Source organism: Sphingomonas sp. FG14, assembly GCF_057809675.1.
Map to the genome: position 1 here is coordinate 90,204 of NZ_JBMDKK010000003.1, position 25,324 is coordinate 115,527.

The following is a 25,324-nucleotide window of genomic DNA, read 5'->3' on the forward strand; positions in this document are numbered from 1 at the left end:
ACCGTTCAGTCTCAGGTTTCAGTCCGCAAATCTCAGCCGCTCCGCGATCGCCTTGACCTTGTCCTCGCGTCCGGGCGCATGTTTGGCCACCAGTGCGCGATAGGCGGCGAGCGTTTCCGGTGTCGCCTTGTCGGGCGATCCGGAATCGAAAGGCGGTGCGGGGTCATATTCCAGGCTGAGCTGGATGAAGCGGGCATGCTCTTCGCCACGGATCGCGGCAGCAAGCGACAGGCCGAAATCGATGCCGGCGGTCACGCCGCCACCGGTCACGCGGTTGCGATCGAACACCACGCGCTCGGCCACCGGGATCGCGCCGAACCATTCGAGCTGATGGCGCGACGCCCAATGGCACCCCGCACGATATCCCTTGAGCAGTCCGGCGGCGGCGAGGACGAGTGATCCGGTGCAGACGCTGGTCACCCATTCTGCATCGGCGGCGATACGGCGCACCCAATCCAGCGTTTCCGCGTCTTCCATCGCCGCGACGGTGCCGAACCCGCCAGGTACGCAAAGGATATCGGCGATATCGATCTCGTCGAAGGTCGCGGTCGGCAGCAGTGCGAAGCCCGCATCGGTCCGCACCGGATCGCGGGTTTTCGCGACCAGTTCGACCGAGACGTCGCCGATCCGCGACAACACCTGTGCGGGGCCGGTCAGATCGAGCTGGGTGACGTCGGGAAACAGAAGGAAGGCGATACGCATGCGATGGTGCTCCGGTTCGCGGCCGATCATTCCGCCGCCAGCAATTGTTCCGCGCCGCCCAGGTCGACCGAGACCAGCCGGCTGACCCCGCGTTCGACCATCGTCACACCGAACAGCCGATGCATGCGGCTCATCGTCACCGCATTGTGGGTCACGATCAGATAACGGGTTTCGGTCTCGCCCACCATCACATCGAGCAGGTCGCAGAAACGCTCGATATTGGCGTCGTCGAGCGGCGCATCGACTTCGTCGAGCACGCAGATCGGCGCCGGATTGGTGAGGAACAGACCGAAGATCAGCGCAACCGCCGTCAGCGCCTGCTCGCCGCCCGAAAGCAGGGTGAGGGTCGACAGCTTCTTGCCCGGCGGCTGCGCCATGATTTCCAGACCGGCTTCGAGCGGATCGTCCGAATCGACCAGCTCCAGATGCGCCTGCCCGCCGTTGAACAAGGTCGTGAACAGCCGCCGGAAATGCCCGTCGACCGCTTCGAAGGCAGCAAGCAGGCGCTGCCGCCCTTCGCGATTGAGGCTGCCGATCGACCCGCGCAGCCGGTTGACCGCCTGGCCCAGTTCCTCGCGCTCGGCGGCGGACGTGGTGCGCTCGGCCTCCAGTTCGGCCAGTTCCTGTTCGGCGATCAGATTGACCGGGCCGATCCGCTCGCGGTCGAGCACCAGCTTGTCGTTGCGCGCCGATTCCGCATCGGCATCGCCGACATCGGCGCTGGCGAAGCCGATCTTCTCCGGCAGCACTGGCGGCGGGCATTCGAAGCGCTCGCCCGAGATCCGGCTCATCTCGATGCGGCGCTGCTCCTGGTTCTCCGCGCGCGCCACCGCACCAGCGCGCGCCTCGCGCACCACGGCCATGGCTTCCCCCGCTTCGGCCAGCGCGGCTTCGGATTTGCGCAGCGCCGCATCGGCCTCGCGCTCCTCGACCAGCAAGGTCTCGGCGCTTTGCGTCAGTGTGCGGCTCGCTTCGTCCTGCGCGGCGATCTTCGCGTCGAGCGCGGCGGGTGCTTCGGCAAGGCTCGCTGCTTCCTTTTCCGCCGCCTCGTTGCGCTTCGCCATTTCCTCGATGCGCTTGGCTGCTTCGCCCGCGCGGGCGCGCCAACCCTTGGCCTCCGCCTGCGCCGCCGACAGCCGTTCGCGATCGGTGGCGATGGCGCGATCGATCGTGGCGCTTTCGGCCTTCAATTGGCCGACCGTCGTACGTGCGGCTTCGTTCACCGACTGGAGCGCCGAAACCTGCTGCGCGGTCGCCGAACCGTCGGGCAACGCGGCCACCGCGCTTTCGGCCCGGCGGACTTCCTCGCCGGCTTCGGCGGTTTCCGCGTTCGCGCGGGCGATCCGTTCGGCCATTTCGGCGCGTCGCGCCGCCAGCCGCTCGATCTGTCCGTTCGCCTGATCCTCTTCGCGCGCGGCATTGCGTGCGGACTGTTCGGCGCGGGCCAGCGCCGCGCGTGCGGCATCGGCGGCGGCGCGCGCGGTTTCGACGGTGATCCGCGCCGCATCAGCCTCTTCGCCGGCGTGCGCGACCGCGGCCTGTGCCGCAGGCAGCAGTTCCTCTATCTCGGCAAGCCGGTTCAGCCGGATCAGCCGCTCGGCGGCGGCGGCACCGCCTTCGATCGCGACATAGCCATCCCAGCGGCGCAGCACGCCACCCAGGGTTACCAGCCGTTGCCCGACCGCCAGCGGCGTGCCGTCATCCGCCTCGACCACCGCGATCTGCGCCAGCCGCCGTGCGAGCGCGTCGGGCGCCTTGACATGATCGGCGAGCGACGTGGCCCCCTTGGGCAGCGCCGGATCGCCGGACTGCGGTTCCGCGCCTGCCCAATAGCGCTTGGCTTGCGTCGACATGCCGGCGTCGAGATCGTCGCCCAGCGCCGCCGCCAGCGCGCGCTCATAGCCGGGGGCGGCCTTGATCCGGTCGAGCAGCCGGTCCTTGCCGCCGCCCTGTTCGACGGCACGAAGGAGCGCCTTGGCTTCACCTTCCAGTGCGGACAGATCGGCCTTAGCCGACGCCATTGCGCTTTCGGCGATCTGGCGCGCGGTTGCGGCCTCGTCGCGGCGACGTTCGGCGTCGCCGATCGCGCTGGTCGCGCCGCCGGCTTCGGCCTCCGCCGCTTCGCGTGTAGCGACCGCCGCATCACGCGCAGCGATCAGCGGCGCTTCGTCACCCAATGCATCGCGTTCGCCCGCGAGGCGGGTGGTCTCGCGTTCGGCGCGTTCGAGGCGCGCGCGCGCGTTGCCGAGCGCGGCCTGAGCGACGCGCGCTTCCGCCTGTTCGCTCGCCTGCGCCGCCATCGCCTTGGCCAGGTTCACTTCGGCATCGCGCGCGGCGGCTTCCGCCTCGAGCACGCGGCGCTCGAGACCGGGGCGATCCTTCTCCGATGCGGAGATGCGTGCGTCGAGCATCTTCACTTCGTCGCCGAGCCGGGCGAGCGCGTCGGCGGCGTCATTGGCGAGCGCACCTTCACGCTCGCGGTCCTGCGCCATCCGCTCCTTCTGCGCGGCCAGTTCGGCGATCCGCCGGTCGAGCGCGGTGCGTTCGCTACGCAGCGTGGCAAGCACATGCCCGGCTTCCGAGGCCTTTTCTCGCGCGGCCTGTGCAGAGGAGCGCTTGTCCGCCAGCACCTGCACGGCCTGCGCCTGCCAGGCAGCGGCGCCGCGATGGGCCTCGGTTGCGCGTGCAACCGCCGCTTCGGCTGTTTCGGCTTCCTTGCGCGCAGCATCCGCCGCCGCCGCCGCGTCGCGCCAGCGCGCGTAGATCAGGCGCGCCTCCGCGATCTTGATCTGGTCGGTCAGCAGTCGATAGCGTTCGGCCTGTTTCGCCTGCCGCTTGAGCGCGGCCGCGCGCACCTCCATGTCGGCAAGCAGTTCGTCGAGCCGGGTCAGATTGGTCTCGGTCGCGCGCAGCTTCTGTTCGGCGTCCTTGCGGCGGACGTGCAGGCCGGCGATGCCGGCCGCCTCCTCAAGCATCTGGCGGCGTTCCGCCGGCTTGGCCGCGATCACCGTGCCGATGCGGCCCTGGCTGACCAGGGCCGGCGAATGCGCGCCGGTCGCGGCGTCGGCGAAGAGCAGCGCGACATCCTTGGCGCGTACGTCGCGGCCATTGACGCGATAGGCGGAGCCGGCGCCGCGCTCGATCCGGCGGATCACCTCGACATCGCCGTCATTGGCGGCGGCGATCGGCCCCGGCGTCTCACCGGGCGGGCGTTCGGTCAGGATGGCGACTTCGGCGAATGCGCGCGCGGGCCGGGTGTCGGTCCCTGCGAAGATCACATCCTCCATGCCGCCGCCGCGCATGGATTTGGCGCTGGATTCGCCCATCACCCAGCGGATCGCTTCCAGCAGATTGGATTTGCCGCAGCCATTGGGGCCGACGATGCCCGTCAGCCCCGGCTCGATCCGGAGCTCCGCCGGCTCGACGAAGCTCTTGAACCCGGAAAGCTTGAGGCGCTTGATCTTCACCTGGTCTGGCGCCCCCTCTTTCTTTGGCCTGCTTCCGTCAGGCGCCGGCCGCGATCAGCAAGGGTTCCACGGCTTCCCAGGTGTTCACGTCCTCTTTCTTGCCGTTGACGATGAAGGTCGGGGTGCCGGTGATCTGGAACTGCTTGACGCCATTTTGCAGGATATCGTTGAGTTCCTTGATCGCGGCGGTGTCGGCGAGACAGGCGTTCGCCTGGGCGGTGCTGATGCCGCGCTGCTGGACGAAGCTGTCAAAGCCATATGCCTTTGCGAGCGCGGCCGCGAGCTGATCTTCCTTCAGGCCCTGCCAGCTTTGCTGGACGGCGGGAGGGACCGACTGCGCCGTCGTGAAGAATTCCCTCTGCGCGGCGAACATCTGTTCGGCGATGGCGAAGAAGGGGCCGGGGCCGGCGCAACGCGCCAGCAGCGACGCGGGCAGATCGTAGGAGTTCAGCATGAACGGCCGGAACTCGAAGCTCACCGTACCCTTGGAGACATAGCCCATAAGCTTGTCATGCGATTTTTCGGAGAATTCGGCGCAGTGGCTGCAGCTCAGTGCGCCATATTCGATCAGCTTCACCGCCGCATTGGGATTGCCGATGACGAAACCACCCTCGGCCGTCTTCGAAACGGTGTCGGTCCAGGCCGAGCCGGCCGGCGCCGATACCGCGCTCGCGGTGCTGTTCGCCGCGGTCGCGTTGTTGTCGCCGGCATCCTTGCCGCATGCGGCGAGCGCCAGTGCAAGGCCGATCAGGGGAAGGGCGGTAAGGCTTTTCATCTTGGTGGTCGCTCCTTGGAACATCATTTGGCGGCAGCGTCGAGCTTCGGCTTGAGCGCAGCCCAGTCATTGGTGTCGGGCGCCAGCGCGCCGTTGATCAGGAAAGCGGGGGTGCCGGGAACCTTGCGAACCTTCCATGCCTCGTCGGCCATGGCGGCAAGCACGGTGAGCTGCGCCTTGTTCGCCAGGCAGGCATTGATCTTCGCCTGTGGCATGCCACGCGAACGCATGAGCGCGACCAGCCCCGATCCATTTGCGAATTCGCTGGCGATCTGGACTTCGGGCAGCTTGCGGACGCGTTCGCCATTGGCGATCATGAATTGCTGCCCCTTGGCCAGCAGGTCGCGCTGTGCCGCGAAGATCGCTTCACTATGATCCAGGAAACGCGCGGGGCCGTCGCAACGCGCGAGCAATGCCGCCGCCATGTCGATCGGATCGCGCAGTGCATGGCGCACTTCGATGCTCGCGGTGCCCCGCGCCAGATAGTCGCGCTTCAGCGCGGGCCACGCTTCCTCGGTGAAATGCGCGCAGTGCGAACAGGTATAGCTGAGATATTCGACCAGCTTCGCCTTCGCCGCAGGGTTGCCGAACACATAGGTGCCGGCCTTTGTCGGCGCCACTGTACGCACCCAGTCTCGCGCCGGCGCGGCCAGCCCGGCGGCGGCAACACCCGCCAGCGCGAGCGAGGCGAGGATCGCGAAGCGCCTCATCATGCGTCTCCTTCGAAAACGGGCGGTCCATGTGTCGCGGCGACGCCGCGCGCGAGCGATTCGAGCACGGCCTTGAGTTCGGGGTCGCCGATGGCGCGCAGGCTATCGCCAAGATCGATCGGCAGGGGCTTCAGCGACGGTGGTGCCTTGCGCGGCGTGGCCGGTTTCGGTGCGCCGCCCTGGCGGATGACGACGCGCGCGACCGCCGGATAGCCGAAGAACCGGTTCACGCGCTCGACGATTTCGGGCGCCACATGCTGCATCATCGGCGCATGCGCCCCGACAACGGCAAGCGTCAGCACGCCATCGGCACGCTGGCCCTGGGGAAAACGGATCGATTCGGGTGTCGAGACCCCGGCATAGCGATCGCCAACGATTTCAGACCAGCGGCTGACCACCGCGCTTTGCACGAAACCGAAGCGGCGATAGGCGGCGCGGCCGATATCGGGCAGCATCTCGGCAACGGTACGCGTGCGTCCGCCGCGCGGTCCTTCAGCCAGGTTGGTTCCCGATTTTCGTGTACGCCCTTCGCTCATCCGGTACTCCATGCCATAGCCGACCCATGCCAGTCGAGTTCGCGCGAAGACTTATCCACGGATTTCGGAAAGGGGCGGGCCGGTGAAGCTCGCATCGCACTTGCTCGCCTGGTACGGTCGCAATGCGCGCGTGCTCCCCTGGCGTAGTCCGCCGGGGACGCCGCCGCCCGATCCCTATCGCGTCTGGCTGTCCGAAGTGATGCTCCAGCAGACCACGGTCGCGGCGGTCAGGCCGCATTTCGCGCGTTTCATCCAGCGCTGGCCGACCGTACGGGATCTGGCTGCGGCCCCCGACGAAGAGGTCATGACCGCCTGGGCCGGGCTTGGCTATTATGCCCGCGCGCGCAACATGCTCGCCTGCGCGCGTACGGTCGTCACCGATCATGACGGACATTTCCCTGATGACGAGCAGGGGCTGCTGACGCTGCCGGGCATCGGACGCTACACGGCCGCCGCGATCGCCGCGATCGCGTTCGGGCGCCGTGCCGTGGTGGTGGACGGCAATGTCGAGCGTGTGGTCGCGCGCCTGTTCGCGGTGGAAACGCCGCTGCCCGCCGCCAAGCCCGAACTCTACGCGCTGACCGGTGGGATCACGCCCTCCGAGCGCCCGGGAGACTTCGCGCAGGCGATGATGGATCTGGGCGCGACGATCTGCACGCCACGCAACCCGCTCTGCGCGCTGTGCCCGCTCGATCGCGATTGCAAGGCGCGTGCATCGGGCGATCCCGCCCGCCTGCCGCGCAAGGCGCCCAAGGCGGCACGCCCGCGCCGATACGGGACCATCTTCTGGATCGAGCATGACGGCGCGGTCCTCCTTGTCCGCAGGCCCGACAAGGGGTTGCTCGGCGGCATGCGCGCGCTGCCGACCGGCCCCTGGGCCGATACCGATCCGGGGTTGGTGGATGCGCCGGCGGCGCTCGACTGGCGATGGATCGGCGGACATGTCGAGCATGTCTTCACGCATTTCGCGCTTGAACTTCGCGTCGTGCGGGGCGCGCCGGAAAAGGGTTGCGTCTCGCAACTGGACGGAGAATGGTGGGGTATCGAACGGCTGGACACGGCAGGCTTGCCGACCGTCTTCGCCAAGGCGGCCCGGCGGGCGATCGAGGGAGAAGCGGATGGCTGAGACGATGTTCGAACGGCGGGATTTCCTGCGCGCGCTGATCGCCTTGGGACTTGCGGGAACGTTTCCCGCGTCCGCACTTGCGCGCGCTGCCGGTGGCGACTGGCCGCTCGTCCAGGCACTGCTGGATTCGCTCGCGCCCGCAAAGCTTCCGGGGCTTGCCGGCGCGATCGGGAAGGGGACCGCGCCAGCCGATTTCCTGTTCGCAGGCACGCTCGCCAAGGACAGCACCGTCAAGATCGACGCGGATACGCTGTGGCGTGTCTATTCGATGACCAAGCCGATCACCGGCATGGCGGCGATGATGCTGATCGAGGATGGCAAGCTGAAGCTCGATCAGAATATCGCGGATTTCATTCCCGGCTTCGCGGCGCCCAAAGTGCTTGTCGATCCGGACAAGAGCCTTGAAAGCCGCCCGGCCAAAGGGCCGATCACGGTCCGCAACCTGCTGACCCATACCGCAGGGCTCGGTTATTCGATCATCACCAAGGGGCCATTGCTCGACGCCTATAACCGGCTCGGCATATTGCCCGCTCAGCTCAGCCGCCAGAAGATGCCCGGCGCCCCCGATTTTCCGACGGCGCCAAGCCTGGCCGAATTCGCCGATCGGCTGGCGACATTGCCGATCATCGCCGATCCGGGCACGAAATGGAGCTATTCGGTGTCGCTCGACCTGCTCGGGCGCGTGATCGAACTGGCGTCGGGCAAGAGCTTCGACGCGTTCCTGCAGGAACGCATCTTCGATCCGCTGGGCATGACGAGCACCTATTGGCAGGTGCCGGCGAGCGAGGCGCACCGGCTGGTGACCAATCATTTCGCGATCGCGATCGGCCTGATCCCGATCGATCCTGGGGCGACGAGCATCTATCTCGACAAGCCGGCCTTTCCCTTTGGCGGAGCGGGGCTGGTGATGAGCGCGCGCGACTATGATCGTTTCCTGCTGATGCTTGCAGGTCAGGGTGCGGTGGAGGGCAAGCGGATCATGAAGGCGGAAACAGTCAGGCTCGGTATGTCCAACCTGCTGGCGCCCGGCGTCGATACCGCCGGCACCTTCGCGGAGGGGCAGGGCTTCGGCGCGGGCGGCCGCGTTACGATCAAGCCGACGCCGGGCGGGCAGGGCATGGGAACCTATGGCTGGGGCGGCGCCGCCGCCACCATCGCGTGGGTCGATCCGACGCGCGGCATTCGCGGCGCGGGCTTCGCGCAATATATGCCCGACAGCGCCTTCGGTTTTCCGAAGGAGTTCGCGAAGGCCGTCTATGCGGATCTCGCATGACCCTGTGGCATGACGGTCACCAGCCGGGCTTCACCGGCAGCGCGCTCGATCGCGAGGACCTGATCCGCACCGATCCCGATCGGCTGGCGGCGATGACCTCGAGCCTGTCGGCGCGGTTGCTGGCGCTCGACGGAATCGATCCGGTGCTCGACGATATGGGGATGCTCGGCTGGAAAAGCCTGGCGGAAGCCGATCCGGAAAGCGAGCTGATCTTCCTTGGCGTGCTCGACGGCAGACCGCGCTTCACCGAGGTGCGACCTGATTTGCCCGAGGGCGCGACGCGATCGATGGCGATCTTTCGCGTGCTCGATCTGCTTCCGCCCGAGGAGGCGTCGACCTATGCCGCCGCGCGCAGCCTGATCGACTGGCATATCCGCCACGGCTTTTGCGCGAAATGCGGGACAGCGACCGCGATGTTCCGCGGCGGCTGGGGCCGGAATTGCGGTGCGTGCGGCGCCGAGCATTTTCCACGCGTCGATCCGGTGGTGATCATGCTCGCCGAATATGAGGGGCGGGTGCTCGTCGGCCGCCAGCCGCGCTATCCGCCGCGCCGCTATTCGGCGCTGGCCGGTTTTCTGGAGCCCGGCGAATCGATCGAGGAAGCCGTCGCGCGTGAGCTTCATGAGGAGGCGGGCATGAAGACGCGGAGCGTGCGCTATATCGTCAGCCAGCCCTGGCCGTTTCCATCGTCGCTGATGATGGCCTGCATCGCTCAGGTCGAGGATGACGCGCTCACCATCGACTATACCGAACTGGAGGACGCGATCTGGGTGACCCGCGACGAGGTTATGGCGAGCATGAACGGCGATCCCGACGCCTGTTTCCTGCCGCCGCCGCCCTATGCCATCGCGCACACGCTGTTCAGTCGATGGCTGGACGAGACGGGTTGATCCGGGCTGTTCCTGCCTGTCGCTCCAGCTTTCGCTGGAGCGACATCGAAGGATTACAACGAATTCAGTGCTGTAATCCTCACCGCTGATCCTTACGGATCATCAGCTTGAGCCCGGACCAGATCTGATCGACCGCACACACCTTCACGTCCACCAGGTCCGATGCGGGAAGGATGACCGCGCGGATCACGTCTTCGGTGATGTCTGTGGGCTGCTTCGATGCCTTTTTTGGCCAGCTCACCCAGATGAAGCCGGTCGCCGAGAGCAATGGACGCAGCATGGCAAGCTTCGCTTCCATCTCCACCCGCCGCGTCACGAAGATATGCGCCGCGTCGATCGGCGCGGCGGGGGCTGTCAGGCGATCGAGCCCGACATCGCCGATTTCGGCGAACACGCTGTCCGGCATGCTGTCGAACCAGGTGCGTTGCCCGTGTTTCAGCGACAATTTCTTGGCGAGAGGCGTGCCCGAATAGCCGGCGGTCACGCCCGCCCCGCAAAATACCGTCTGGCGACCAGCGCAATCGGGATCCCGACCAGGATGCAGTGCGAGAACAGCGCATTGCCGATGCCCCAGGCGGTGTGGGGCAGCGGCATTTCCGGCCAGCGCATCGGGCGGACGATCCAGTACATGACGATCCACAGAAACACGCCATAGGCGATGCCAGCGACCACCGGATGGCGCAGCAGCGCTGGAATGCGGGGGGCGGCGATCATATAGGCCGCCGCCATGCAGGTCATGATCGCGTAGTGGACGAGCAGCCCGGCGGCTGCCCAGCCCATCGTGGCGGTCGGCGCGTCGCCGAATGGGCCGCTCGCGACGAAGACGAGCACGGCCATGGGGGACATGCCGGCCATGCCGGCGAAGACGAAGGCCGAGATGATATCGAGCGTTCCGGCGATCAGCGTCGCCAGCGCAATGGGTCTGAGCATAAGATCCTCCCCTTTGTAGGGTAGGTTCTAGTCCATTGCGCGCGGCGTGAGAATGCGCGCCTGATTTCAGTAATGGCTGCTGAAATTGGTCAGGTTGAATGCGAAGGCGATCCAGAGCAGCACGATGAATGCCAGTGCGATCAGGATCGACCAGAGCCTGCTTGCCCAGCCCTTTCGCGCAGACCAATGCGCGACCAGATCGTAGAGCGCCGCCGCCGATCCGCCGGCGAAGATCGCGACCGCTGCCAGCTTCACGCACAGCAGCCACGGATCCATCGCTTCGCTGAATCGCTCGATATCGGCCGCCATGTAGGTCAGTGTCGCAAGGAAGGTCAGGATGATGGCGATCGCGGCCAAGCTCAGCGCGCGCGTGAGCCGGTAAAAGGTCGCCGCGCGGCCCGCATAGGCCAGCGCCGCACCATAGCGCCGCCGCATCATGGCGCGAACCGGCCAGGCGAGGCCGTTGATCAGCAACAGGGCGAGCGATGCGAGCAGCGCCGGCATCAGCCATGACGGAGAGCGCCAGGCCGGTACGGGGATGAACGCCTGGGGCGCGGCTATGTCGAAACCGAGCATGATCGGTCGCCCGTCCTTCACCAGCGCCTGGATCTTGTCGGCTCCGTCGACATCCTGCCAGACAAAGGGCGCGATTTCGCGCCACTTCGTCATGCCCTGGCCGGGCATGTCGAAGCCGATCGTGCCGTCGGCATTCGTCGCGATCGTGAACGGCCCCATCAGGCTGCCCAGGCGGAGGAAGCTGGAATCCGAACGGCGGCTCGAATCCCAGGGCCCGGCCATGAGCTGGGCGTGGCGCATCGCCGTCGCGGTATCAATGCCGCTCGGCTTCGCGGATGGGCGGGCGGGGAAGTAGCGATCGGTGAAACCGCGGAAGAACGCATCGTGCAGGCCCGATGCCGCACCCTCCAGGCCTGGGCTGTTGAGTGAGATGAAGATGCCGACGCCGTCGTCGAGGAACAGGTGCATGTCGCTATGGAAGAACTGCGTGCCGCCATTGTGCGCGAGGATGCGATGGCCGTTGCGGCTATGCTCGTAGAACCCCAGCGCCATGCCGTTGAGCGCGGGGAAGATACGCGGCTGGATGGTTTGCATCTGTACGGCCGTCGCGGGCGCCAGGATCTTCGCGCCGCCGAAGCTACCCTGCTGGAGATGCGCGATCATGAAGCTGGCCATGTCGTGGCCGGTCGCGAGCAGGCTGCCGGCAGGCGCGACGCTCCAATGCTCGAAATAGCTGGGCTCTTCCGAACCCGCCGGATAGCCTTGGCTGAGGAATGGTTGCAGCTTCGCGGGTGCCGGCTGGCGAAAGCTGGACAGCGTCATGCCGAGCGGGCCGAGGACATGAGCGTCCATATAATCGTAATAGTCCTGCCCGGACACGCGCTGGACGACATAGCCGGCAAGCGCCGATGCATAGTTTGAGTAGGCGGGGACCGTGCCGGGCGCGAAGATGCGTTCCGGCACCCAGGTCTTGAGATAGGTGCCGAGCGGCGGCGACGGCCGGCTGCCCGTGGTGAGATTCTTGATCGATTCTTCGAAGCCCGGCGTGTGCGTCATGATCTGTCGCATCGTCACCGGCTTGCCGTCACGCGGCGGGATCCTGAAATCGAGATAGGTGTTAACGTCGGCGTCGAGGTCGATCTTGCCCTGTTCAACAAGTTGCATCACCGCCGTGAAGGTGAAGGTCTTGGAAATCGAGCCGGGATGGAAGACCGTCGCTCTCGGATCGACCTTCCGCTTCTTCGCGATATCGGCATAACCGAAGCCGCGCTCGGTGAGGATCTGGCCGTCCTTGACCACCACGACCACGCCTCCAGGGATCTTGCCCCTGCGCATCGCTGCCGGGATCAGGCCGTCGAGCCAGGCATCGACATCGGCGCGCTCGAGGCTCGGCGTTTGTGGCGAGATGGCGGTCGGTGGGGTGGGCGCTGGAACCGGGGGCTGGGTCAGCGCCATGGCCGGCACGATCAGCGCGATGGCCATGGCGGACAGGACAATATGCCTTACGCGCGCAAACGAGATCATGGCCGGCTCCCCCGATTATATCGAGGGATCATGACTCAATTCACGGCCACGTGCAACCTGATGGGGATGATATGGTCCTGATCAGATAATTGTCGCCGGATTCGATCCGCTTCCGGCGGTGCAAAATGACTAACGAACGCGACGCACACTGATGATGCGGATCGGTTGCTTGATATGCTGGCCCTTGGTGGTGATCGATCGGCCGCCGGGCCAGGTGGGCAACGCGAGGATGCGGTGGACGACCGGCATGCCGCCGACGACGCGACCGAACGCGGCATAGCCGGGGCTGCCTTCGCGTGCGTCCAGATAGGAGGACGGGCCGATGGTGATGAAGAAATCGCCCATCGCGCTGCCCGGCGCGTTGCGCGCCATCGACAATGTGCCGTCGACATGCCGCAACCCGGTCTTGCTTGTCGGCTCATGGTCGATCGGCCAGCGGGCCTTGCGCACCTTGCTGTCGATGCCACCCTGGATCAGCCCGCGCGTCGGATCGCCCTTGTTGCGCGCGGCGCGATAGAAGGTGGTGCCGTCGAAGCGCTTTTCCTCAGCATAAGCGAGGAAATTGGACGATGTGATGGGCGCGCGTTTCAGATCGACCTCCACGGTGATCACGCCCAGGCTGGTTTCGATCCTGACGCGTGCCGTGGCCGGCCCGGCCGCCTGCGCGGGAAGCGCGGACAAGGCAAGCAACAGCCCGGTCAGGACACGAAACAGGACCGTCATTTAGGCAAGCGCGGCATCCGCCCCCATCAGCGAAGGGAAGAAGCCTTCATGCGCCTTGCGGAGGTCGGCGATCGACACGCCCGCCACGGTGACGCCGCGAACCGTGCCGATGCGGACGGCGTTCTCGAACGTGGCGTCGGCCGATCCGGTCACGACATAGCGGCCCTGATCCTCGCCAAAGGCCTTGGCGGCATCGAGCGCGATGCTGAGCTCGCAGCCGAGATTGCCGGCCAGCGCCATTTCGGCGAGCGTGACGAGCAGGCCGCCATCGCTGATGTCATGGACCGCATTGGCCGCGCCCGATCCGATCAGGTCGCGGACAGCCGCGCCGCGCGCTTTTTCCTGTTCGAGATCGACCGCCGGTGCGCCACCGTCCTCGCGGCCATGGACTTCGCGCAGCCAGATCGACTGGCCGAGATGCGTGCCATCCCCGCCGATCAACCAGATCGCGTCGCCTTCGTTCTTGAACGCGATCGTCGCCGATTTCGACCAGTCGGAAAGCAGGCCGATGCCGCCGATCGCCGGAGTCGGCAGGATGGCGGAGCCGCCGCCGGTCGCCTTTGATTCATTGTAGAGCGACACGTTGCCGCTCACGATCGGGAAATCGAGCGCGCGGCAGGCATCGCCCATGCCGTCGAGGCAGCCGGTGAACTGCGCCATGATCTCCGGACGCTGCGGATTGGCGAAGTTCAGGCAGTTGGTGACGGCGAGCGGCGTGGCGCCCACCGCGGAGAGGTTGCGATAGCATTCGGCGATCGCCTGCTTGCCGCCTTCATAGGGATCCGCATAGCAATAGCGGGGCGTGCAATCGGTGCTGATCGCGATGCCCTTCTGCGTGCCGTGCACGCGCACCACCGCCGCGTCGCCGCCGGGGCGCTGGACGGTATCGGCGCCGACCATGTGGTCGTACTGTTCCCAAATCCAGCGACGGCTGGCGATGTCGGGCGATCCCATCAGCGTGACGAGATCGGCCGCGATGTCGGTGCTTTCGGGCACGTCGCCCAGTGGCTTCACGCCAGACCAGGCCTTGTAATCGTCGCGCGCCATCGCCGGGCGATCGTAAAGCGGCGCGTCGTCCGCCAGCGGTGCGAGCGGCAGGTCGCACACCGTCTCGCCGTGATGGACGAGCACCATCCGGCCGGTGTCCGTGACCTCACCGATCACCGCGAAATCGAGCTCCCATTTGTGGAAGATCGCTTCGGCGAAGGCCTCCTTGCCGGGCTTCAAGACCATCAGCATGCGCTCCTGGCTTTCGGAGAGCATCATCTCATAGGCGGTCATGCCGGTTTCGCGCTGTGGCACCTTGTCCATGTCGAGCCGGATGCCGACGCCGCCCTTGCTGGCCATCTCGACCGAAGAGGAGGTGAGACCGGCGGCGCCCATGTCCTGGATGGCGACGATCGCGTCGGATGCCATCAGTTCCAGGCACGCCTCGATCAGCAGCTTTTCGGTGAAGGGATCGCCGACCTGGACGGTGGGGCGCTTCTCTTCCGCATCCTCGCCGAAATCCGCGCTGGCCATGGTCGCGCCATGGATGCCGTCGCGGCCCGTCTTGGAGCCGACATAGACGATCGGATTGCCGACGCCCGACGCCGCCGAATAGAAGATCTTGTCGGTCTGCGCGACGCCTACGGTCATCGCGTTGACCAGGATGTTGCCGTCATAGGCGCGGTGGAAATTCACCTCGCCGCCCACCGTCGGCACGCCCACGCAATTGCCGTAGCCGCCGATGCCATGGACCACACCTGCGATCAGGTGGCGCATCTTGGGATGGTCGGGCCGGCCGAATCGCAGTGCATTCATATTCGCGACCGGGCGGGCGCCCATGGTGAACACGTCGCGCAATATGCCGCCAACGCCCGTGGCCGCGCCCTGATAGGGTTCGATATAGCTAGGGTGGTTGTGGCTCTCCATCTTGAAGATGGCGGCCTGGCCGTCGCCGATATCGACCACGCCGGCATTCTCGCCGGGGCCGCAAATCACCTGCGGGCCGGTCGTCGGCAGCTTCTTCAGATGGATACGCGACGATTTGTACGAGCAATGCTCGGACCACATCACGGAGAAGATGCCGAGCTCGGTCAGATTGGGCGTGCGCCCCATCGCGTGCAGCACGCGATCATATTCCTCGGGGGACAGGCCGTGTTCGGCGACGATTTCGGGCGTGATCTCGGTCATGCGCCGCGCCTTAGCGGGGGCGGCGCGGTTCGACTAGACCTTGATCGTCCCCGGCATTGGTCAAGACGCGAATCGGACGTTGGCCACCCGGTACGGCTCAGGCGGCCGCCGCTTCCGCCGCGGGCTTGGAGCGATCGCGGCGCAAGCGGCTCAGGTCGTCGCGTGCCGCCAGGAAATCGATTCCCTGCGCGCGCGCCAGCCGCATCGCGGCGCCGTGCACCGTCTCGCCGGATTCGAGCGATTCGACATAGACATAGCCGGGGCCGGGCAGCCCCCACATGTCGCGCATCGACTTGATCAGCGCGTCGTTGACGTCGACTTCCAGTGCGAAGCCCGATCCTTCGCCATAGGGCACGGCATCGCCCAGGATGCGGAATTGCCAGCCCATATTGACGACGAAGGTGAACATGCGCGTATCAGTGAAGGCGACGAGCCGGTCGAGCCCGCGCGCGTGCATGATCTCGAACGGCGCAGACATGCAGGCGCCCTTGCGCTGCATGTTCCATGGCTTGCGGCCATATTCCAGGCAGAAGCCGCGCGTCGCTTCCCAGGTCTTGCCGTCGGTCAGCGGCCGCATGTCGGCCGGCAGGCTGTGGCCGAACAGATCGCCGAGCAACGAGATGTCGTCGGTCGGGCGCAGGCGCAGCGACATCACCGAATTGAGCGCCGAATCATAGCCGACGACATATTCGGCGCGCTCGTCGTCGAACTGGTCGATATCCATGCCGTTGGTGAGCTTCAGATCCCAGCCGAATCCGTCGACGAAGATCTGCTTGCGCGCGCGATACAGGTCTTCGAGCTCCGGCCCGTAGAGATGCTTATTGCCTGCATTGATCAGATGCATGACCACGGTGCGAAAGACCCCCGATTTGTTTCGCAGGAGTCTAGATCGGAATGCAGGTGGTTATCAATCAGTTAACCATATTACATCTAATTTGGTGCGAAAAGAATCTCCGGCTCGCGATCGAGCCCCGCCAGCCAGCCCCGTCGCGCGGCGATCGAAACCGCCTCGGCGCGGCTACGCGCGGACAGAAATTTCATAGCGCTTTCAATATGTCCGCGTATGGCGAGCGGAGTAAGGCCCAGTGCTTCGGCGATCTGCGGATCGCGTTCGCCGGTCAGCAGCCGGGCGAGGCACTGGCGCTGAACCAGACCCAATCCGGATGCAGTTATCACATCGCGTTCGCGCTCGAGCAGCGACAGGCCATAGGTGGCATAGACTTCCGATCGTCCCTGCAGCGATGCGCGCAGCGCCGGACCGATCGGCACGCGCCGCCCGTCAAGGCTGATGAACAGGTCGCCCTCGTACCAGCCGTGCAGTTTCAGCAGCAGATGGCCTGGCCGATTCCAGCTATTCGCGTCGAAGGGCGCGCGCACCGATAATGAACGGGCATCACCGAACAGCGGTTCGATTTGGCCGGTGTCGCCGATTCCGAAGCACAAATGCGACTGAAATCCGTCCGTCGCGATCGATTCGCTGAAGATTTCGGTCAGCCCCTCAAGCGTTTCCATGGTCTGGGCACGCGCATGGAGCGCGCCCATCGTCATGGGAACGGTATGTTCATCCTGTTTGGTAAGGGAGCGGGTCGCTCGCGCCATAGCATCCTCTTTCGATGCGATGGTTATCGCCGCGTTACGTTAAAAAAGACCAAAGCGCGAATTTACAGATGCGTTAACCGATTTGCAGGTCCCTCGCCTTATGGGGGTAGATGATGATCCGGCTGCCAGCCTTGATGGGGACATGACGAACGCGCGTTCCACCATAGCGACGCTCGATCCCGGCCGCGTGCAAAGCGTGCTTGAGAGGATCGAGGATGTACCGGCGCCGATTCGCGCCGCGCTCGCCGATGCGGGCGTCGCGATGGCGTATCTGCTGCGTGCCGAGCGCCAGCTCGTGCTCGGCGATGCCGCGCGCACGCTGCTCGGCGCGCGCAACACCGTGGTTTCCATCGAACAGGCGTTGCGCACGGTGGACCGCCGCAAGCGTCGCGCGCTTGTCCGCTTCTTCGACGAGCAGCTTGCCGGCGAAGGCGAGCAGGGCGCCGAAATGGTGGTGCCGGTAAAGGCGGGCGCCGCCGCACGGCGCTTCATCAAGATGAGCCTGTCGGCGGACGAGAAGGGCGACGGCTATTTCGTCGTCATGCGCGAGAATACCGCCCAGACCGAATATATAGAGAGCCTGGAGATCGAGCGCGATCACCTGCGCCACACGGTCGAGCTCAATCCCCAGCTTCCCTGGCTGGCGGATGCCAACGGCAACATCATCGCCTTCACCGAGCGTTACGAGAAATTCACCGGCCGCACGCAGGAAGAACTGGTCGGCGGCGGCTGGGAGCTCGTCGTCCATCCCGACGATCTGGAAGTGACGCGCGACCGGACCATTCATTCGGTGATGACCGGCACCGTCCTCGACGTGCGTTGCCGCGTGCGGACCGCGGCCGGCGCCTATCGCTGGATGCGCGCGACCGCCTATCCCCTGCGCGACGACAACGGCAAGGTCATCCGCTGGTTCGGTTACAGCGAGGACATCGACGACCATGTCCTGATCGAACAGCAGATCCGCTGGACTGCCGAGCATGACGCGCTGACGCGTCTGCCCAATCGCATGGTCTTCAACCGCCAGCTCGAACGGATCATCCGCGAGGAGAACAAGCTGGGCCTGAAGGTTGCGATCCTGCTGGCGGATGTCGACAACTTCAAGGACGTCAATGATGTGCTCGGCCATGATGCCGGCGATTCGCTGCTGATGGCGTTCGGCGACCTGATCGGCCGCGTGCTTCCCGAAAAGGCGCTGCTGTCGCGCATCGGTGGCGATGAGTTCGCGATCATCCTGCCGTTCGACGGCCCGCTGAGCGAGTTGCACGACGTCAGCGCGACGATCTTCGAGGCTTTGCGCGATCCCGTGACGGTGAACGGGCAGAGCGTGGAATGCCGCGTCTCGATTGGCGCGTCGATCTTCCCCTTCCACGGCCAGAGCCCGACGGAGCTGTTCAAGAACGCCGATATCGCGCTCTATCAGGCCAAGGCGCGGGGGCGCGGCCAGATGACGATCTTCTCGCTCGACATGAAGCAGGAGACGCAGCGCCGCGTCGCGATGATCAATCTGGGCCGCAAGGCGGTCGAGACCGATTCGATCATTCCCTATTATCAGATGCAGGTCTCGCTCGACGGCAACCGCCCGATCGGGTTCGAGGCGCTGTTGCGCCGCAAGGATCGCCAGGGCCGGATCTGCGCACCATCAAGCATCGCCGCCGCGTTCGAGGATGCCGGCGTCGCCGAGGCGATCGGCGACGCGATGCTGCGCGCCGTGCTGAAGGACATGGTGCGCGCCAAGCAGCAGGGCACCGACCTGGGCACGGTCAGCGTCAATTTCTCGACCGCCGAATTCCGCAGCACCACCTTTGTCGACCGGCTGACCAATCGCATCTCGGATGCCGGCATCTCGTTCAGCGAAGTCATGATCGAAGTGACGGAGGGCGTGTTCCTCGGTCGGCAGGTCGATACTGTCTCGGAAACGATCCGTACGCTCGACCGGCTGGGCTTCAAGATCGCGCTCGACGATTTCGGCACCGGCTATGCCTCGCTGGTCCATCTCCGTCAGTTGCCGGTCGATACGCTCAAGATCGACCAGTCGTTCATCCGTACTTTGGCGGAGAGCAAGGACGATCTCGCGATCGTCACCGCGATCATCAATCTGGGCGCGAGCCTGGATATCAACATCATCGCCGAAGGCATCGAGACCGAGGTCCAGCTTGGTATCCTGCGCGATCTCGGTCTGAAATATGGCCAGGGCTATCTGTTCGCGCATCCGGTGCCGATCGAGGAGGCGTGCGCACTGGTCGCGCCGTTCCAGTCGATCGAACCTGGGCTGGCGGAATCGCTCTGGGCCTCCGCCGGTCGTGGCAAGCGCGTTATCGGGCTGCGCTGAGCGTATCCCGCAAAAGAAAAGGGCCGGTCGGATCGCTCCGCCGGCCCCTTCCGGTTCAACAGGATCTGAAGATCAGGACTTGCAGCTCTGGCTGCCCTTGCCGGGAAGGGTGATCGTGATCGACGACTTGCCACCCTCGAGCGAATAGCCTTCGGCGACCATCGGCTTGCCGGCTTCCTCAGCCTTAACGAGTGTGGGCATGCCGGCCTTGTCGGTGCGGATGTTGGCCGACTTATCGCCCGACAGCCAGTCGATATAGACCAGGCTGCTGTCCTTGCAGCGATAGGTCTTGCTCTCCTTCACCGACGGCGGCAGCTCGACCGGCGCCGCGTTGGCGAGTTCCGCGGCCATGTCGTCGGGCGTGCCGCCGCCGACGATGGTCTCGGGTTCGGTGTTGCACGCCGAAAGGGCGAGGAGTGCGGAAGCCGCGGCGAAGGGAAGGGTGAATCGAATCTTCATAGCGGGCTGACGCTTTGCGGCTGCGGCGCCGTTCGTCAAGTTCACTTCCGTGACAGCCGGCGATTTTCCTTGTGCGGCGCAATAAAGTTGCGGTGTAACGTATCTATTCGTGGAATTCGGCCATGCTGGGGATACGTCCGAACGCGATGCGCGCGCCGACATGATCGATCCGGCCGCCATGCAATGGCCCCACGCTGACGGCGTTGCGGCCGAATCGCTCGTTGATCCGGTCCATCGCGCGGCTCAGCGACAGGTTGCGGACCTCGCGCGCCAGCGGATCGTCCGGATCCAGGTGCGCGAAAAGCGATGGCTGCTCGCCTTCGGCGGGCTCGATCCCGGCGATGGTGACGCCCACCATGCGCATGCGGAAACCGCCGCGGCGCGCCGATCCGGCCTCGCGCAATCTGGGCCACAGGCTGTCGATCGCGGCGAGGATGGCGAAACTGTCCTCGGTGGCGGGCAGCTTGTGGCTCGCGCGCCAGTTGCTCTTGTCGTCCTCGAACTTGGCGTGGAGCACCAGTAGCCGCGCCCGGCAGCCCTTGCGCCGCAAACGGCTGGCGCATTTGAGCGCGAGCCGGCGCGCGGTAAGCCGCGTCGCCTCCGGTCCGCGTTTCGCGGGTGACAGGACATGACTGTGCCCGATCGTGCGATGCTGGGTCGGCTTGTCGGGCAGGTCGACGCCGTGCAGCAGATACCAGAGCCGGTCCCCATTGGTGCCGCCCCAGGCATTGCCGGCATCGCGCGGTCGTCGCGCGCAGAGCTGCGCGATATCGTTGATGCCGTCCTGGGCCAGGCGCCTTTCCATCTTGGCGCCGATCCCGGCGATCGCGCGTAGTGGCAGGCCGAACAACCGGCCGGGAAGATCCTCCGCACGCAATATGACGAGCCCGTCGGGCTTCACCATGTCAGACGCCAGCTTGGCGAGCAGCCGGTTGGGCGCGATGCCCACCGACGCCGTCAGGCAATCGCCGACATTGGCGCGGATCCCTGCCTTGACCCGGCCGGCAAGCGCGCGCGCATCCAGCTCGTCATTCTCGTTGTCGAGCAGGCGGCACGCCACCTCGTCGATCGAACAGACCGCATGGACCGGTACATGGCGTTCCACCTCGGCCACGATCGCATCGTGGAAGCGGACATATTCCATGTGCCGGGCCGGGGTGACGACGATGTCGCGGCACAATTGCTTCGCCTCCCACACCGGCGTTCCGGTGGAAATGCCGTAGCGCTTGGCCTCGACCGAGGCGGCGATCGCGACCGTCGTGTCGCTGCCAACCGGCGCCACGATGACAGGCTTGCCGCGAAGCGCGGGCTGGAGCTGCTGTTCGACCGCCGCGAAATAGCTGTTCAGATCGACATAGAGCCAACGCAGCGGGCGCGGCGGAAAGGCCAGGGGCGAGTCGGTCTGCATCCAGGGGGAGTAGCACATTTGGAACATACAGTGAACATTTTGGGCGTTCACGAATTACCGTAGGGGAACGACCCGATCCGGCCATGGTTGTTAATCTTTGTTAACCGCGATCGGTTAGGACCGTGATGATGTTTGCGCCGCGTTCTCTTGGGACTGCCGCTCGCCGTCGTCGGGTGGTTTTGCTGGGCCTGGCCTATTTCGCGGCGGCGAGCGCCGCGGTCGCCTTGACCCGTTTCGAAGGCGGGGTGGCCTGCCTCTGGATCGCCAACGCCCTGCTGCTGGCGGCGCTATCCTCCCGCCTGTTCAGCGACTGGCTCGCGCCGATGCTCGTGTGCGGTGCGGCGGGCATGGCGGCGACAACCTTTTTCGGCCTGGGCTTTGGTCCGTCCCTGCCACTGGCATTGTCGAACCTCACCGAAGTCGCGATCTCGGCCGCGCTGCTCGCGCGCTGGCGACTGCGCAAGGATGCGCTGGGTTCGCTGTCGCAATTCTCTGCCTTCGTGCTTGCCGCCGGTCTGGCCGGGCCCGCCGTTGGTGCACTGGCGGGCGGCTTGACCGCCTCGCTCGCCTCTTCGACGCCGCTCTGGTCGAACATCGTCAACTGGTTCCTGGGCCATGCGCTCGGCGCACTCGCCTTCTTCCCCGTCTTCGCCTTCATCCTGAACGGCGACATCAAGCGTTGGATCGGCGGGGCGGGGCGGCGACAGTTGAGCGAGGGGATCGCGGTGCTCACGCTGGTTGGCCTGACGACGCTCACGGTGTTCGTGCAGGATCGCTTTCCGATCCTGTTCGTGCCGATCCTGCCGGTGATCCTGGCGACCTTCTGGCTCGGTCGGCTGGGCGCGGCGGTTTCGGTGGTGCTGATCGCGATCATCGGCGGTGCGCTCACCGCGCGTGGCATGGGGCCGATCTATTTGATCGACGGCGGCACACTCGCGCACGTCCAGTTCTTCCAGTTCTATCTGGCGGCGACAGTGCTCTCGGCGCTGCCGATCGCGGCCGAGCTCAAGCGCCGCAAACGGCTGGGCGACAGGCTGCGCGACAGTGAGGCGCGCTATCGCCTGATGACCGACAATTCGACCGACATCGTGATGAATCTCGATCCCAACGGGACCATCCGCTACGTCTCCCCGTCCATCGTCCAGATCGGCGGTTATTCGGTCGAGGCGTTGATGGGCAAGCCGGTGATCGAACTGGTGGCGTCCGAGGATCGCGAGCGCGTTCGCGCGGTCCATGTCGCGGCGCTGGGCGCGCCTGCCCAGACCTTCATGGTCGAGTATCGCGGCGTGACCGCCGATGGCACCGTCCGCTGGTTCGAGACGACCACGCGCAGCGTTTTGGACGAGGCCGGCCGGATCGTCGGCGTCGTCAGCGCCATCCGAGACATTTCCCACCGCAAGCTGGTCGAGGCCGAGCTGACGCGCGCGGCGACCATCGATCCGCTGACCGGTCTTTATAACCGGCGCGGTTTCAATGCGGAACTTGACCGGCGCCTCGTGGAGGCGCGCGGATCCCGGCTCAAGGGTTGCCTCGCGATCTTCGACGTCGATCATTTCAAGCGCGTCAACGATACCTATGGGCATGACGCCGGTGACCAGGTGCTGGAAAGCTTCGCCTCGATCGCCAAGCGCACCGTGCGCGATTCTGATCTGATCGGGCGACTGGGTGGCGAGGAGTTCGCGATCATCCTGCCCGGCGTGACGATCGAGCAGGCCCATTATATCTGCGACCGACTTCGCATCGCCGTGGGGGAGACCTCACTGTTCTGGGGCAATGCGAGCATTCGCGTGACGGTGAGCGCCGGTGTCGCCAGCTTCGACGGCCATGCCAATCCCGACCGTATCCTCAAGGCGGCGGACACCGCGCTTTATGCCGCCAAGAATGCGGGGCGGGACCGATTGATGATCGCCGCCTGAGTTTGCGGTGTCGACAATATGGGAATAGCATTCCCCGATGGACCGCCCGATCACGCGCTATGCCGATTTCTGGCCCTATTATCTGCGCGAGCACGCGCGCCCCGCGACGCGCTCGATCCATTATGTAGGAACCGCGCTGACCTTCGTCTTCGCGGGGCTGGCCTTTTCGCTGGGTGGTTGGTGGTGGCTCGCGGTGCCGGTGGCGGGCTATGGCTTCGCCTGGGCCGCGCATTTCGCGGTCGAGCATAACCGGCCGGCGACGTTCACCTATCCTTTCTGGTCGCTGTTCAGTGACTATCGCATGTTCTTCCTGGCGCTTGTCGGTCGGCTCGGCCCGCATCTGGAGCGCGCCGGCATCCGTTGAAAGTCTGTTGAAGAAATGTGCGGAAGGGCACATTTCCAGAGCCGCACCAGCCCGCTCCCCCACCCGGCCTCCCATAAGATACTTCCGTTGGGAGGCCGGGTGGGGGAGCGGGCGGAACAGGCCAAGGTTCCGGCGATGCAAAGCATCGATGGAATGCCTGTGGAGGGCGGTACGGCAATGCGCCATCGGCGCATTTACTAGAGCGCCTCGAAAGCCGGGCTGAATCGGCGACTGCAAAGCCTTGCTTGGCGGCGGCACGGTTTCGCCCTAGATCATGCGTCCGGCTTTCTCCCACCCCAGATATCAGGCCCCGTCTATCCGCATGACTGTTACTCCCGACACGCTTTCACTCATCGGCAACACTCCGCTCGTCCGGCTGGCCGGGCCGAGCGCGGATACGGGCTGCGAGATCCTCGCCAAATGCGAATTCGCCAATCCGGGTGCGTCGGTGAAGGATCGCGCGGCGCTGTTCATCGTCAACGATGCCGAGGAGAAGGGACTGATTGGTCCCGGCGGCACGATCGTCGAGGGTACGGCGGGCAATACCGGTATCGGCCTGGCGCTGGTCGCCAATGCCAAGGGGTACAAGACGATCATCGTCATGCCCGAGACGCAGAGCCGCGAGAAGATGGATACGTTGCGCGCGTTGGGCGCCGAACTGGTGCTGGTTCCCGCCGCGCCCTATTCGAATCCCGGCCACTTCGTGCACACCTCGCGCCGGATCGCGGAAGAGACCGAGAATGCGCTGTGGGCCAACCAGTTCGACAATATCGCCAATCGCAAGGCCCATATCATGGGCACGGCGGAAGAGATCTGGGCGCAGACCGGCGGCAAGGTGGACGGCTTCACCTGCGCGGTCGGCACCGGCGGTACCTTTGCGGGGGTCGGGCTGGGGTTGAAGGCGAAGCGCGACGATATCGTGATCGCGTTGAGCGATCCGGACGGCGCCGCGCTCTACAGCTATTATGCGTGCGGTGAATTGAAGGCGGAGGGTAGCTCCGTCGCGGAAGGCATCGGGCAGGGGCGGATCACCGCTAATCTGGAGGGTGCCCCCGTCGATACGCAATTCCGGATATCCGACGCCGATGGACTGGCGCAGGTGCATCGCCTGCTTGAGGAAGAGGGGCTTTGCCTGGGTCTTTCCTCGGGCATCAACGTTGCCGGTGCGATCGAGCTCGCCCACCAGATGGGGCCCGGCAAGACGATCGTGACCATCCTGTGCGACACAGGATTCCGTTATCTTTCGACGCTTTACAATGCCGAGTGGCTCGAATCGAAGGGGCTGGTCGTTCCCGCCTCGCTGCGGTCGAACTGAGCCGGCATTCGACAAAGCGATTCCGCTTCGCTATCCTGGATCATGTGACGGGTTCGCATGACACCGATCGACATGAACGGCTCCAGCGGGTGCGCATCGGCGTGACCGGCCTGGCGGCCGTTTTTCTGGTTGTGATGGGCGCCGGCGCGCTGACGCGCTCGGCCAGCGACGAGACGCCGGTGCAGGATCAGGCCGATGTCGAAGTGCCCAACGGGTTGCCCGAACTTGTCGGCAACAATCTCGCGGCCGAGGAACTGCCCAAGGAACCGCTGGCCGAACTCGGCGTCGCGCCCAGCACCGGCAACAATGCCGCACCGGTCGATCCGTCGAAGCGCAAGGGGCCCTGATCTTTGGTCCTGGTCCGGGCCGGGGATTTCACGGGACGCATTCCGACTCCATAGTTATCGCCATGCCGTTCGTCTTGAATTTAGGGCGTTTCATTTGCGGATTCGGTCGAGTCCCGGAAGGAAATTGCGAACATAGTAAGAACAACTTGAATATCGGATTTGAACATTGATTTTGGATCCACAAAATACCGAGTAAAATCAATAAGTTCTATCTGTCCCCGGAAATCCCCAGAAAACCCC

The 25,324-nt window shown here is 65.4% G+C and carries 22 protein-coding genes; 8 read left to right on the top strand and 14 right to left on the bottom strand.

Annotated elements, in window-relative coordinates; all coding sequences use genetic code 11:
• Nucleotides 1-18 precede the first annotated feature (18 nt).
• Genes ACODTA_RS12755 through ACODTA_RS12775 form a run of 5 tightly spaced genes read right to left on the bottom strand, consistent with a single transcriptional unit; the run spans nucleotide 19 to nucleotide 6,190 of the window.
• Nucleotides 19-702: a DJ-1/PfpI family protein gene (locus tag ACODTA_RS12755; RefSeq protein ID WP_489066286.1), complete on the bottom strand. Its 684-nt coding sequence runs from the start codon at nucleotides 700-702 to the stop codon at nucleotides 19-21.
• A gap of 26 nt (nucleotides 703-728) precedes the next feature.
• Nucleotides 729-4,169 (bottom strand): chromosome segregation protein SMC, encoded by a 3,441-nt coding sequence (smc, locus tag ACODTA_RS12760; RefSeq protein WP_489066287.1) that lies wholly within the window; start codon nucleotides 4,167-4,169, stop codon nucleotides 729-731.
• A 37-nt stretch (nucleotides 4,170-4,206) separates the two neighbouring features.
• Complete coding sequence (locus ACODTA_RS12765; protein ID WP_489066288.1) at nucleotides 4,207-4,944, bottom strand: thioredoxin domain-containing protein; 738 nt, start codon at nucleotides 4,942-4,944, stop codon at nucleotides 4,207-4,209.
• Nucleotides 4,945-4,967: 23 nt separating this feature from the next.
• Nucleotides 4,968-5,654, bottom strand: coding sequence for a DsbA family protein (locus tag ACODTA_RS12770; RefSeq protein WP_489066289.1), 687 nt, complete (start codon nucleotides 5,652-5,654; stop codon nucleotides 4,968-4,970).
• Entirely contained in the window at nucleotides 5,654-6,190 is a 537-nt protein-coding gene (locus tag ACODTA_RS12775) for a DUF721 domain-containing protein (RefSeq protein WP_489066290.1), read from the bottom strand. Before ACODTA_RS12775 ends, ACODTA_RS12770 begins: the two co-directional genes overlap by 1 nt.
• A gap of 82 nt (nucleotides 6,191-6,272) precedes the next feature.
• Here ACODTA_RS12775 and mutY point away from each other — a divergent pair, with 82 nt between their 5' ends.
• The 3 genes from mutY to nudC are packed head-to-tail and all read left to right on the top strand — an operon-like array spanning nucleotide 6,273 to nucleotide 9,479.
• Nucleotides 6,273-7,316: an A/G-specific adenine glycosylase gene (gene mutY, locus ACODTA_RS12780; RefSeq protein WP_489066291.1), complete on the top strand. Its 1,044-nt coding sequence runs from the start codon at nucleotides 6,273-6,275 to the stop codon at nucleotides 7,314-7,316.
• Complete coding sequence (locus ACODTA_RS12785) at nucleotides 7,309-8,589, top strand: serine hydrolase domain-containing protein (protein WP_489066292.1); 1,281 nt, start codon at nucleotides 7,309-7,311, stop codon at nucleotides 8,587-8,589. The genes mutY and ACODTA_RS12785 overlap by 8 nt, the downstream gene beginning before the upstream one ends.
• The gene (nudC, locus tag ACODTA_RS12790) at nucleotides 8,586-9,479 is read left to right on the top strand and encodes an NAD(+) diphosphatase (protein WP_489066293.1); all 894 of its coding nucleotides are present in this window, start codon (nucleotides 8,586-8,588) and stop codon (nucleotides 9,477-9,479) included. Before ACODTA_RS12785 ends, nudC begins: the two co-directional genes overlap by 4 nt.
• 79 nt (nucleotides 9,480-9,558) lie before the next feature.
• On the opposite strand, the gene ACODTA_RS12795 is transcribed toward nudC, so the two are convergent.
• The 7 genes from ACODTA_RS12795 to ACODTA_RS12825 form a co-directional block, all read right to left on the bottom strand.
• Nucleotides 9,559-9,963, bottom strand: a complete 405-nt coding sequence (locus ACODTA_RS12795) for a hypothetical protein (protein ID WP_489066294.1) — start codon at nucleotides 9,961-9,963, stop codon at nucleotides 9,559-9,561.
• Complete coding sequence (locus tag ACODTA_RS12800; protein WP_489066295.1) at nucleotides 9,960-10,409, bottom strand: hypothetical protein; 450 nt, start codon at nucleotides 10,407-10,409, stop codon at nucleotides 9,960-9,962. The genes ACODTA_RS12795 and ACODTA_RS12800 overlap by 4 nt, the downstream gene beginning before the upstream one ends.
• 66 nt (nucleotides 10,410-10,475) lie before the next feature.
• Entirely contained in the window at nucleotides 10,476-12,449 is a 1,974-nt protein-coding gene (locus ACODTA_RS12805; RefSeq protein WP_489066296.1) for a serine hydrolase domain-containing protein, read from the bottom strand.
• A gap of 129 nt (nucleotides 12,450-12,578) precedes the next feature.
• On the bottom strand, nucleotides 12,579-13,172 hold the full coding sequence (locus ACODTA_RS12810; RefSeq protein ID WP_489066297.1) for a peptidylprolyl isomerase: 594 nt from the start codon (nucleotides 13,170-13,172) through the stop codon (nucleotides 12,579-12,581).
• On the bottom strand, nucleotides 13,173-15,347 hold the full coding sequence (gene purL / locus ACODTA_RS12815) for a phosphoribosylformylglycinamidine synthase subunit PurL (RefSeq protein ID WP_489066298.1): 2,175 nt from the start codon (nucleotides 15,345-15,347) through the stop codon (nucleotides 13,173-13,175).
• A 97-nt stretch (nucleotides 15,348-15,444) separates the two neighbouring features.
• Nucleotides 15,445-16,191, bottom strand: a complete 747-nt coding sequence (locus ACODTA_RS12820) for an acyl-homoserine-lactone synthase (RefSeq protein ID WP_489066299.1) — start codon at nucleotides 16,189-16,191, stop codon at nucleotides 15,445-15,447.
• Nucleotides 16,192-16,277: 86 nt separating this feature from the next.
• On the bottom strand, nucleotides 16,278-16,895 hold the full coding sequence (locus tag ACODTA_RS12825) for a helix-turn-helix transcriptional regulator (RefSeq protein ID WP_489066301.1): 618 nt from the start codon (nucleotides 16,893-16,895) through the stop codon (nucleotides 16,278-16,280).
• A gap of 193 nt (nucleotides 16,896-17,088) precedes the next feature.
• On the opposite strand from ACODTA_RS12825, the gene ACODTA_RS12830 reads away from it, so the two are divergent.
• Nucleotides 17,089-19,275, top strand: a complete 2,187-nt coding sequence (locus ACODTA_RS12830; protein WP_489066302.1) for a putative bifunctional diguanylate cyclase/phosphodiesterase — start codon at nucleotides 17,089-17,091, stop codon at nucleotides 19,273-19,275.
• A gap of 72 nt (nucleotides 19,276-19,347) precedes the next feature.
• On the opposite strand, the gene ACODTA_RS12835 is transcribed toward ACODTA_RS12830, so the two are convergent.
• Both ACODTA_RS12835 and ACODTA_RS12840 read right to left on the bottom strand, forming a co-directional pair.
• Nucleotides 19,348-19,728 (bottom strand): hypothetical protein, encoded by a 381-nt coding sequence (locus ACODTA_RS12835; RefSeq protein WP_489066760.1) that lies wholly within the window; start codon nucleotides 19,726-19,728, stop codon nucleotides 19,348-19,350.
• A gap of 109 nt (nucleotides 19,729-19,837) precedes the next feature.
• On the bottom strand, nucleotides 19,838-21,142 hold the full coding sequence (locus tag ACODTA_RS12840; protein WP_489066303.1) for a Y-family DNA polymerase: 1,305 nt from the start codon (nucleotides 21,140-21,142) through the stop codon (nucleotides 19,838-19,840).
• A gap of 173 nt (nucleotides 21,143-21,315) precedes the next feature.
• Here ACODTA_RS12840 and ACODTA_RS12845 point away from each other — a divergent pair, with 173 nt between their 5' ends.
• From ACODTA_RS12845 to ACODTA_RS12860, 4 genes are all read left to right on the top strand, one after another.
• The gene (locus ACODTA_RS12845; protein ID WP_489066304.1) at nucleotides 21,316-23,058 is read left to right on the top strand and encodes a GGDEF domain-containing protein; all 1,743 of its coding nucleotides are present in this window, start codon (nucleotides 21,316-21,318) and stop codon (nucleotides 23,056-23,058) included.
• Between the two features lie 37 nt (nucleotides 23,059-23,095).
• On the top strand, nucleotides 23,096-23,422 hold the full coding sequence (locus ACODTA_RS12850; RefSeq protein ID WP_489066305.1) for an Mpo1-like protein: 327 nt from the start codon (nucleotides 23,096-23,098) through the stop codon (nucleotides 23,420-23,422).
• Between the two features lie 322 nt (nucleotides 23,423-23,744).
• Nucleotides 23,745-24,737, top strand: coding sequence for a cysteine synthase A (locus ACODTA_RS12855; protein ID WP_489066306.1), 993 nt, complete (start codon nucleotides 23,745-23,747; stop codon nucleotides 24,735-24,737).
• A gap of 44 nt (nucleotides 24,738-24,781) precedes the next feature.
• The gene (locus ACODTA_RS12860) at nucleotides 24,782-25,084 is read left to right on the top strand and encodes a hypothetical protein (RefSeq protein ID WP_343228659.1); all 303 of its coding nucleotides are present in this window, start codon (nucleotides 24,782-24,784) and stop codon (nucleotides 25,082-25,084) included.
• The last annotated feature ends 240 nt before the right edge of the window (nucleotides 25,085-25,324 follow it).

Bases quoted from the DNA above. Each gene is read 5' to 3' on its own strand.
- ACODTA_RS12755 (WP_489066286.1), bottom strand. From the start codon at position 702: ATGCGTATCGCCTTCCTTCTGTTTCCCGACGTCACCCAGCTCGATCTG.
- ACODTA_RS12765 (WP_489066288.1), bottom strand. From the start codon at position 4,944: ATGAAAAGCCTTACCGCCCTTCCCCTGATCGGCCTTGCACTGGCGCTC.
- ACODTA_RS12770 (WP_489066289.1), bottom strand. From the start codon at position 5,654: ATGAGGCGCTTCGCGATCCTCGCCTCGCTCGCGCTGGCGGGTGTTGCC.
- ACODTA_RS12775 (WP_489066290.1), bottom strand. From the start codon at position 6,190: ATGAGCGAAGGGCGTACACGAAAATCGGGAACCAACCTGGCTGAAGGA.
- ACODTA_RS12785 (WP_489066292.1), top strand. From the start codon at position 7,309: ATGGCTGAGACGATGTTCGAACGGCGGGATTTCCTGCGCGCGCTGATC.
- nudC (WP_489066293.1), top strand. From the start codon at position 8,586: ATGACCCTGTGGCATGACGGTCACCAGCCGGGCTTCACCGGCAGCGCG.
- ACODTA_RS12800 (WP_489066295.1), bottom strand. From the start codon at position 10,409: ATGCTCAGACCCATTGCGCTGGCGACGCTGATCGCCGGAACGCTCGAT.
- ACODTA_RS12805 (WP_489066296.1), bottom strand. From the start codon at position 12,449: ATGATCTCGTTTGCGCGCGTAAGGCATATTGTCCTGTCCGCCATGGCC.
- ACODTA_RS12810 (WP_489066297.1), bottom strand. From the start codon at position 13,172: ATGACGGTCCTGTTTCGTGTCCTGACCGGGCTGTTGCTTGCCTTGTCC.
- purL (WP_489066298.1), bottom strand. From the start codon at position 15,347: ATGACCGAGATCACGCCCGAAATCGTCGCCGAACACGGCCTGTCCCCC.
- ACODTA_RS12820 (WP_489066299.1), bottom strand. From the start codon at position 16,191: ATGCATCTGATCAATGCAGGCAATAAGCATCTCTACGGGCCGGAGCTC.
- ACODTA_RS12825 (WP_489066301.1), bottom strand. From the start codon at position 16,895: ATGACGATGGGCGCGCTCCATGCGCGTGCCCAGACCATGGAAACGCTT.
- ACODTA_RS12830 (WP_489066302.1), top strand. From the start codon at position 17,089: ATGACGAACGCGCGTTCCACCATAGCGACGCTCGATCCCGGCCGCGTG.
- ACODTA_RS12840 (WP_489066303.1), bottom strand. From the start codon at position 21,142: ATGCAGACCGACTCGCCCCTGGCCTTTCCGCCGCGCCCGCTGCGTTGG.
- ACODTA_RS12850 (WP_489066305.1), top strand. From the start codon at position 23,096: ATGGACCGCCCGATCACGCGCTATGCCGATTTCTGGCCCTATTATCTG.
- ACODTA_RS12855 (WP_489066306.1), top strand. From the start codon at position 23,745: ATGACTGTTACTCCCGACACGCTTTCACTCATCGGCAACACTCCGCTC.